The organism is Pseudomonas sp. YuFO20, from assembly GCF_035064975.1.
In the GTDB taxonomy this organism is placed as follows: Bacteria; Pseudomonadota; Gammaproteobacteria; order Pseudomonadales; family Pseudomonadaceae; genus Aquipseudomonas; species Aquipseudomonas putida_AE.
The window spans coordinates 21,501-29,537 of record NZ_JAXDEO010000065.1 but is presented as its reverse complement, the minus strand read 5'-3'; the positions used below and the strand labels follow the sequence as shown (position 1 = coordinate 29,537).

Annotated in this window: 7 protein-coding genes; 2 read left to right on the top strand and 5 right to left on the bottom strand. The window is 59.8% G+C overall.

Annotation, left to right across the window (positions count from 1 at the left end):
* Positions 1 to 94 precede the first annotated feature (94 nt).
* The 4 genes from groL to SOP85_RS26645 form a co-directional block, all read right to left on the bottom strand.
* Positions 95 to 1,741 carry a chaperonin GroEL gene (gene groL / locus SOP85_RS26660; RefSeq protein WP_274074236.1) on the bottom strand — a complete coding sequence of 549 codons (1,647 nt, stop codon included), beginning with the start codon at positions 1,739 to 1,741 and terminating at the stop codon, positions 95 to 97.
* A 49-nt stretch (positions 1,742 to 1,790) separates the two neighbouring features.
* Complete coding sequence (locus tag SOP85_RS26655; protein ID WP_020799908.1) at positions 1,791 to 2,084, bottom strand: co-chaperone GroES; 294 nt, start codon at positions 2,082 to 2,084, stop codon at positions 1,791 to 1,793.
* 250 nt (positions 2,085 to 2,334) lie between these two features.
* Positions 2,335 to 2,811, bottom strand: a complete 477-nt coding sequence (locus SOP85_RS26650; RefSeq protein ID WP_323628768.1) for an FxsA family protein — start codon at positions 2,809 to 2,811, stop codon at positions 2,335 to 2,337.
* 66 nt (positions 2,812 to 2,877) lie between these two features.
* The gene (locus SOP85_RS26645; RefSeq protein ID WP_274074234.1) at positions 2,878 to 3,609 is read right to left on the bottom strand and encodes a HugZ family pyridoxamine 5'-phosphate oxidase; all 732 of its coding nucleotides are present in this window, start codon (positions 3,607 to 3,609) and stop codon (positions 2,878 to 2,880) included.
* A 153-nt stretch (positions 3,610 to 3,762) separates the two neighbouring features.
* On the opposite strand from SOP85_RS26645, the gene SOP85_RS26640 reads away from it, so the two are divergent.
* Positions 3,763 to 4,521: an SDR family oxidoreductase gene (locus tag SOP85_RS26640; RefSeq protein WP_274074233.1), complete on the top strand. Its 759-nt coding sequence runs from the start codon at positions 3,763 to 3,765 to the stop codon at positions 4,519 to 4,521.
* Positions 4,522 to 4,653: 132 nt separating this feature from the next.
* On the opposite strand, the gene apbC is transcribed toward SOP85_RS26640, so the two are convergent.
* A complete protein-coding gene (gene apbC, locus SOP85_RS26635; protein ID WP_323606933.1) occupies positions 4,654 to 5,748 on the bottom strand; it encodes an iron-sulfur cluster carrier protein ApbC in 1,095 nt (364 codons plus the stop codon).
* 153 nt (positions 5,749 to 5,901) lie between these two features.
* Between apbC and metG the strand changes: the two genes are divergently transcribed.
* On the top strand, positions 5,902 to 7,953 hold the full coding sequence (gene metG, locus SOP85_RS26630; protein WP_323628766.1) for a methionine--tRNA ligase: 2,052 nt from the start codon (positions 5,902 to 5,904) through the stop codon (positions 7,951 to 7,953).
* Positions 7,954 to 8,037: the final 84 nt, after the last annotated feature.

Sequence of the window (8,037 nt, the reverse complement as noted above, 5' to 3'; positions counted from 1 at the left end):
GCTGCCGCAGGCTGCGATCTTTTGATCCGGGCAATAATAAAAAACCCCGCCTGCTTTCGCAGGCGGGGTTTTTTAGTACAGGGGTAAGGCTGGCTTACATCATGCCGCCCATGCCGCCCATACCGCCCATGTCTGGCATGCCGCCGCCAGCGCCGCTGTCTTTCTTCGGTGCATCAGCTACCGCAGCTTCGGTGGTCAGGATCAGACCGCCGATCGACGATGCAGCTTGCAGCGCGGAACGGGTGACCTTGGTAGGATCCAGGATACCCATTTCGATCATGTCGCCGTATTCGCCAGTCGCAGCGTTGTAACCGAAGTTACCTTTGCCGTTCTTGACTTCGTTGACCACAACGCTTGGCTCGTCACCGCTGTTGGCAGCGATCTGACGCAGCGGTGCTTCAATGGCACGGCGCAGAACAGCGATACCTACGTCCTGATCAGCGTTGTCGCCTTTCAGATCGTTCAGGGTTTGCAGAGCGCGGATCAGCGCAACGCCACCGCCAGGTACCACGCCTTCTTCAACGGCTGCACGGGTAGCGTGCAGGGCGTCTTCAACGCGGGCTTTCTTCTCTTTCATTTCAACTTCGGAACCAGCGCCAACCTTGATCACCGCAACGCCGCCGGACAGCTTGGCCAGACGCTCTTGCAGTTTTTCACGGTCGTAGTCCGAGGAAGTCTCGGCAACCTGGGCACGGATCTGGTTGATGCGTGCTTCGATGTCGCCTTGAACGCCAGCACCGTCAACGATGATGGTGTTTTCCTTGGACAGGGTCACGCGCTTGGCGTTACCCAGGTGCTCAAGGGTAGTGCTTTCCAGGCTCAGGCCGATCTCTTCGGAGATCACGGTACCGCCGGTCAGAACGGCGATGTCCTGCAGCATGGCCTTGCGACGGTCGCCGAAGCCTGGAGCCTTGACGGCTGCGACTTTGACGATGCCACGCATGTTGTTCACAACCAGAGTCGCCAGGGCTTCGCCTTCAACGTCTTCGGCCACGATCAGCAGTGGACGGCCGGCTTTGGCAACGGCTTCCAGCACTGGCAGCATTTCGCGGATGTTCGAGATCTTCTTGTCGACCAGCAGGATCAGCGGGCCGTCCAGCTCAGCGACCATGGTCTCTGGCTTGTTGACGAAGTACGGGGACAGGTAGCCACGGTCGAACTGCATGCCTTCAACAACCGACAGTTCGTTTTCCAGGCCCGAGCCTTCTTCAACGGTGATCACGCCTTCTTTACCGACTTTTTCCATGGCTTCGGCAATGATGTCGCCGATGGAGTTGTCGGAGTTGGCGGAGATGGTACCTACCTGAGCGATAGCCTTGGTGTCAGCGCATGGCTTGGACAGGGCCTTCAGCTCTTTGACGATAGCGATGGTCGCTTTGTCGATACCGCGCTTCAGGTCCATCGGGTTCATGCCGGCAGCGACGGCTTTCAGGCCTTCGTTGACGATCGATTGAGCCAGAACGGTAGCGGTGGTGGTGCCGTCGCCTGCGTCATCGTTGGCACGGGAGGCAACGTCTTTGACCAGCTGCGCGCCCATGTTTTCGAAACGGTCTTCCAGTTCGATTTCTTTGGCTACGGAAACGCCGTCCTTGGTGATGGTCGGAGCGCCGAAGCTCTTCTCGATGATCACGTTACGGCCTTTCGGGCCCAGGGTCGCTTTTACCGCGTCAGCCAGGACGTTAACGCCTTTGAGCATTTTCTTGCGGGCGGAATCGCCAAACAGAACTTCTTTAGCAGCCATGATCGATATTCCTTAAATACTTTGTAGTAACGGGAAAATGAGCGGGTAATCAGCCTTCGACAACAGCGAGGATTTCGTTCTCGCTCATTACCAGCAGGTCTTCGCCGTCGACTTTCACTGTGTTGCTGCCGGAGTAAGGACCGAACACAACCTTGTCGCCCACTTTCACGGACAGTGCACGCACTTCACCGTTTTCCAGTACGCGGCCGGTGCCGACAGCGAGGATTTCGCCGCTGTTGGCTTTTTCAGCAGCCGAACCTGGCAGGACGATACCGCCAGCGGTTTTCTTTTCTTCTTCGCTGCGACGGATGACGACGCGGTCATGCAGAGGACGAAGCTTCATTGTCGATCTCTCCTAATTGTGGTTTTCATCGGCCGGTGTAGTCCCGGCGGGTTTAACAAAGTCCGGCGGTGCCGGGTGCGGTTCGTCGAGCGAACCGCGGAAGTCTGTCTGGCGTGCTCGCCAGAAACCTTGCGGTGACCGTTACATAAGGGCGTACAAGCTGATTACAAGGGCGGGGATCGAAAAATTTTTTACGCCGATCTCCCGAAAACGAACACGGCACCCGAAGGTGCCGTGTGCAGGTGACGTATCACTTGGTATCGCGGTGTTCGAACTCGCCTTCGATCACATTGGGCTCGCGACCGAGCGGCTCGCGGGGTGCGGGACCGCCACGGGGCGCAAGATCATCGGCGAACGCACGCTGGCGGAACGCTTGTTCCTCGGCACGCTGGCGCATTTTATTGGCCAGCAGGCGACGGCTGACCGGCAGCAACATGACCAGGCCGATCACGTCGCTGATGAATCCCGGAAGGATCAACAGGCCCCCGGCCAAAGCCAGCATCAGGCCCTCGAGCATGGTCTGGGCCGGCAGCTCGCCGCGGTTCAGGCTTTCACGGGCACGCAGCGCCGTGGCCAGCCCGGCGACGCGCAACACGAACACACCGAACATCGAGCCGAGAATGATCAGCAGCAGGGCCGGGAAAAACCCGATCGCCCCTGCCACCTTGACGAATACGAACAGCTCCAACACCGGGAACAGCAGAAAGAGCAACAAAAAAGGGCGCATCAAATGGTTCCTCAACGCAAGAATGCCTTGCCAGTAATCCTTAGATGACGTCGCCGTTTCGTGAATTCAAGCGTCGGCCACTGCATTTTTCGGCCAATGTTCGGCGTGAGCCAGGAAAACCAAGGCTTCGCGAACTTGTGTCGGCGTATTACAAGGCGCTTGGAACGGCAACCAATGCAGCCCTTGACCGATCAGCAGGTGCATACCTTCGCTGTCGATGCCCACCAGCCTGGCTGGCGAGGTATTCGGCAGGCCGGCCAGTTCGACGTAATGCGCGATGGCCTTGGCGTGATCGGCGTTCATGTGCTCGATCATGCTCAGCTCGGCCTTGCCGGCAAAGGGGTTGGCCAGGGTCAGCTCGTTGACCCAGTGAATCGCGCCGAAGCCGCCGATGTAGCGATGACGCACCGGCGTGAGCACCCAGAAATCGAAATCGTGGGCCTTGTGATAACTCTGCGAATCAGGGAAATAGCGGTAGTAACGTTCGGCGGCGGCTTCGATGGCTGCCTCGTCTTCGATCTGTTGCGCCTCGGCCAGGTAGGTCAGGCGACCAACGGCCTGGACATCTTCAGCGCCTCGCTCGCCCACAAACAGCGAGCATTTTGGATCCTTTTGCAGGTTGTGGGTGTGCTGGGCGATGCGGCTGATAAGGATCAGCGGCCGGCCGAGCTCGTCCAGGCAGTACGGAACCACGGAGCCGAACGGGAAACCGGGCATCGATTTGGAGTGTGTCGAGAGCACCCCACGGTATTCCTTGAGGAGCAATTCTCGTGCATTCTTAGCCGCTTCAACGCTCAATTTATGACTCCTTATTAAGAATCCGTCGTAAAAACGGATCAGCTACTGGCACAGGTACCAGTTGACCATTGGGGGCAGTTCTCATGTGCCAAGGTAGGCGTGATGGAGAAGATGCCTTATGAAAAAACACCCAAACCTACCGGGGCATTACGAATGCAACTCACTGACAAAGTAATCATTATCACTGGCGGTTGCCAGGGTTTAGGCCGCTCCATGGCCGAGTATTTCGCCGCCAGGGGCGCGAAGCTGGCGCTGGTGGACCTGAACCAGGAAAAACTCGACGACGCCGTTGCCGCCTGCAAGGCCAAGGGTGTCGAAGCCCGCGCCTACCTGTGCAATGTGGCCAACGAAGAGCAAGTAAGCCACATGGTCGCTCAGGTCGCTGACGACTTCGGCGCGATCCATGGCCTGATCAACAACGCCGGTATTTTGCGTGACGGCCTGCTGCTCAAGGTCAAGGATGGCGAAATGACCAAGATGAGCCTGGCCCAGTGGCAGGCGGTCATCGACGTCAACCTGACTGGCGTATTCCTGTGCACCCGTGAAGTCGCGGCGAAAATGGTCGAGCTGGACAACAGCGGCGCGATTATCAATATCTCGTCGATTTCCCGCGCCGGCAACGTCGGCCAGACCAACTACTCCGCCGCCAAGGCCGGTGTCGCTGCGGCGACGGTGACCTGGGCCAAGGAACTGGCGCGCTACGGCATTCGCGTGGCCGGCATTGCACCGGGCTTCATCGAAACCGAAATGACCCTGAGCATGAAACCTGAAGCGCTGGAGAAGATGACGTCGGGGATTCCGCTCAAGCGCATGGGCAAGCCGGAAGAAATCGCCCAATCGGCGGCTTACATCTTCGAGAACGACTATTACACCGGTCGGATTCTGGAGCTGGATGGCGGGTTGCGGATTTAAGGCATACACAGAACCTATGTGGGAGCGGGCTTGCTCGCGAAGGCGGTAGATCAGTCAACTAATCTGTTGAATGTCACACCGCCTTCGCGAGCAAGCCCGCTCCCACAATTGGGATCGCGTTTCTTCAACCGATCAATCGTCGCTGATGCTGATGTTCGGCATCGCCGGCGTCAACGCCTCCTGCAACACGATCCGTGCGCCGACATGGCGCGCCAGCTCCTGGTAAACCAGGGCGATCGGGCTGTCAGGCTCGGCGATCACCGTTGGCTTGCCGCCATCGGCCTGCTCGCGGATGGCCATTGCCAGCGGCAACGAAGCCAGTAGCTCGACGCCATACTGATTGGCCAGCTTCACCCCGCCGCCCTCGCCGAACAGATGTTCGGCATGCCCGCAGTTCGAGCAGATGTGCACGGCCATGTTTTCCACCACGCCCAGCACCGGGATGTTGACCTTGCGGAACATCTCCACGCCCTTGCGTGCGTCCAGCAGTGCCAGGTCCTGGGGGGTGGTCACGATCACCGCACCGGCCACCGGGACTTTCTGCGCCAGGGTCAGCTGGATATCGCCGGTGCCTGGCGGCATGTCGATGACCAGGTAATCCAGGTCGCCCCACGCGGTCTGCGTCACCAGTTGCAGCAAGGCGCCAGAGACCATCGGCCCGCGCCAGACCATCGGCGTGTTGTCGTCGGTGAGGAACGCCATGGACATCACTTCGACGCCGTGGGACTGGATCGGCACGAACCATTTCTGATCCTTGATCTGCGGCCGGGTACCCTCGGCGATGCCGAACATGATGCCCTGGCTCGGACCGTAGATGTCCGCATCGAGAATGCCGACCTTGGCCCCTTCGCGGGCCAGGGCCAAGGCCAGGTTGGCGGCGGTGGTGGACTTGCCCACGCCGCCTTTGCCGGACGCCACGGCCACGACGTTCTTGACGTTGGCCAGACCCGGGATCTGTGCCTGGGCCTTGTGCGCGGCGATCACACTGGTGATGTCGATGCGGGCAGTACTGACACCGTCAAGGCCCTCAATGGCCATTTGCAGCATCTGCGCCCAACCACTCTTGAACAAACCGGCGGCATAGCCCAGTTCCAGCTGCACGCTGACGCGGTCGCCCTGGATCTCGATATTGCGCACGCACCCGGCGCTGACCGGATCCTGGTTCAGGTAGGGGTCGGTGTATTGGCGAAGGACGGCTTCCACCGCTGCGCGATTGACGGCGCTCATGGGCAACTCCGAAAACAGGACTGGGAATAGATGGCGGGTATCCTACCCCTTCTGTCTTCCGGACGGCATGCCCGGCAACGATTTGCAGGGGTGAAATATCTTTGCCGGCGCTTTATAGTGGCCGACCTCCGTTTCATCAAGTAGCCGAGCCCCATGTCCGAGCCACGCAAGATCCTCGTCACCAGCGCCCTGCCCTATGCCAATGGTTCGATTCACCTCGGCCATATGCTGGAGTACATCCAGACCGATATGTGGGTGCGCTTCCAGAAGCACCGCGGCAACCAATGCATTTATGTCTGCGCCGACGACGCCCACGGTTCGGCGATCATGCTGCGCGCGGAAAAGGAAGGCATCACCCCGGAACAACTGATCGCCAACGTCCAGGCTGAACACAGCGCCGACTTTGCCGAGTTCCTGGTGGACTTCGACAACTTCCACTCCACTCACGCCGAAGAAAACCGTGAGCTGTCGAGCCAGATCTACCTCAAGCTGCGCGACGCCGGGCACATCGCCCAACGCTCGATCACGCAGTATTTCGACCCGGAAAAGAAAATGTTCCTGGCCGACCGCTTCATCAAGGGCACCTGCCCGAAATGCGGCACTGAAGACCAGTACGGCGACAACTGCGAAAAATGCGGCGCGACCTACGCACCGACCGACCTGAAGGATCCGAAGTCGGCAATCTCCGGCGCCACCCCGGTGCTCAAGGATTCCCAGCACTTCTTCTTCAAGCTGCCGGACTTCCAGGAAATGCTGCAGACCTGGACCCGCAGCGGCACCCTGCAGGACGCCGTGGCGAACAAGATCGCCGAATGGCTGGATGCCGGCCTGCAACAGTGGGACATCTCCCGCGATGCGCCGTACTTCGGCTTCGAGATCCCCGACGAGCCGGGCAAGTACTTCTACGTCTGGCTGGATGCGCCAATCGGCTACATGGCCAGCTTCAAGAACCTTTGCGACCGTACGCCGGAGCTGGACTTCGACGCGTTCTGGGGCAAGGACTCGACCGCCGAGCTGTACCACTTCATCGGCAAGGACATCGTCAACTTCCACGCCCTGTTCTGGCCAGCGATGCTCGAAGGCGCGGGTTACCGCAAGCCGACCGGCATCAACGTGCACGGCTACCTGACCGTCAACGGCCAGAAAATGTCCAAGTCCCGTGGCACCTTCATCAAGGCCCGGACCTACCTCGACCACCTGTCGCCGGAATACCTGCGCTATTACTACGCGGCCAAGCTGAGCCGTGGCGTCGACGACCTCGACCTGAACCTCGAAGATTTCGTGCAGAAGGTCAACTCCGACCTGGTCGGCAAAGTCGTCAACATCGCCAGCCGTTGCGCCGGGTTCATCAACAAGGGCAATGCCGGCGTGATGGTCGAGACCAACGCCGCGCCGGAGCTGACCGAAGCCTTCCTGGCCGCCGCGCCAAGCATCGCCGACGCCTATGAAGCCCGCGACTTCGCCCGCGCCATGCGCGAGATCATGGGCCTGGCCGACCGCGCCAACGCCTGGATCGCCGACAAGGCACCGTGGTCGCTGAACAAGCAGGAAGGCAAGCAGGATGAAGTCCAGGCCATCTGCGCCACCGGCGTCAACCTGTTCCGTCAACTGGTGATCTTCCTCAAACCGGTACTGCCGCTGCTGGCCGCCGATGCCGAGGCGTTCCTCAATGTTGCGCCACTGACCTGGAACGATCACGGGACCTTGCTCGCCAACCATCAGTTGAACGAGTTCAAGCCGTTGATGACCCGTATCGACCCGGTCAAAGTGCAAGCCATGACCGACGCCTCGAAAGAAGACCTGACCGCCAGCCAGACCGACACCGGCGAAGCCACACCAGCCGGTAATGGCGAGCTGGCCAAGGATCCGCTGTCGCCGGAAATCGAGTTCGACACCTTTGCCGCGGTTGACCTGCGCGTCGCCCTGATCGTCAAGGCCGAACACGTGGAAGGTGCCGACAAGCTGCTGCGCCTGACCCTGGACATCGGTGACGAGCAACGCAACGTCTTCTCCGGCATCAAGAGCGCCTACCCGGAGCCGTCCAAGCTCGATGGTCGTCTGACCATGATGATTGCCAACCTCAAGCCACGGAAAATGAAGTTCGGCATTTCCGAAGGCATGGTGATGGCAGCCGGTCCTGGCGGTGAAGAAATCTACCTGCTCAGCCCTGACAGCGGCGCCAAGCCTGGTCAGCGGATCAAGTAAGGCACTGCGGTAAACCGATCCCACAGTCGCGCCTGGCGCGACTGTGGGATTTTCATGTCTGGCCCATACTATTACTGAACTCGG

Bases quoted from the DNA above. Each gene is read 5' to 3' on its own strand.
- metG (WP_323628766.1), top strand. From the start codon at position 5,902: ATGTCCGAGCCACGCAAGATCCTCGTCACCAGCGCCCTGCCCTATGCC.
- SOP85_RS26650 (WP_323628768.1), bottom strand. From the start codon at position 2,811: ATGCGCCCTTTTTTGTTGCTCTTTCTGCTGTTCCCGGTGTTGGAGCTG.
- apbC (WP_323606933.1), bottom strand. From the start codon at position 5,748: ATGAGCGCCGTCAATCGCGCAGCGGTGGAAGCCGTCCTTCGCCAATAC.
- SOP85_RS26655 (WP_020799908.1), bottom strand. From the start codon at position 2,084: ATGAAGCTTCGTCCTCTGCATGACCGCGTCGTCATCCGTCGCAGCGAA.
- groL (WP_274074236.1), bottom strand. From the start codon at position 1,741: ATGGCTGCTAAAGAAGTTCTGTTTGGCGATTCCGCCCGCAAGAAAATG.
- SOP85_RS26640 (WP_274074233.1), top strand. From the start codon at position 3,763: ATGCAACTCACTGACAAAGTAATCATTATCACTGGCGGTTGCCAGGGT.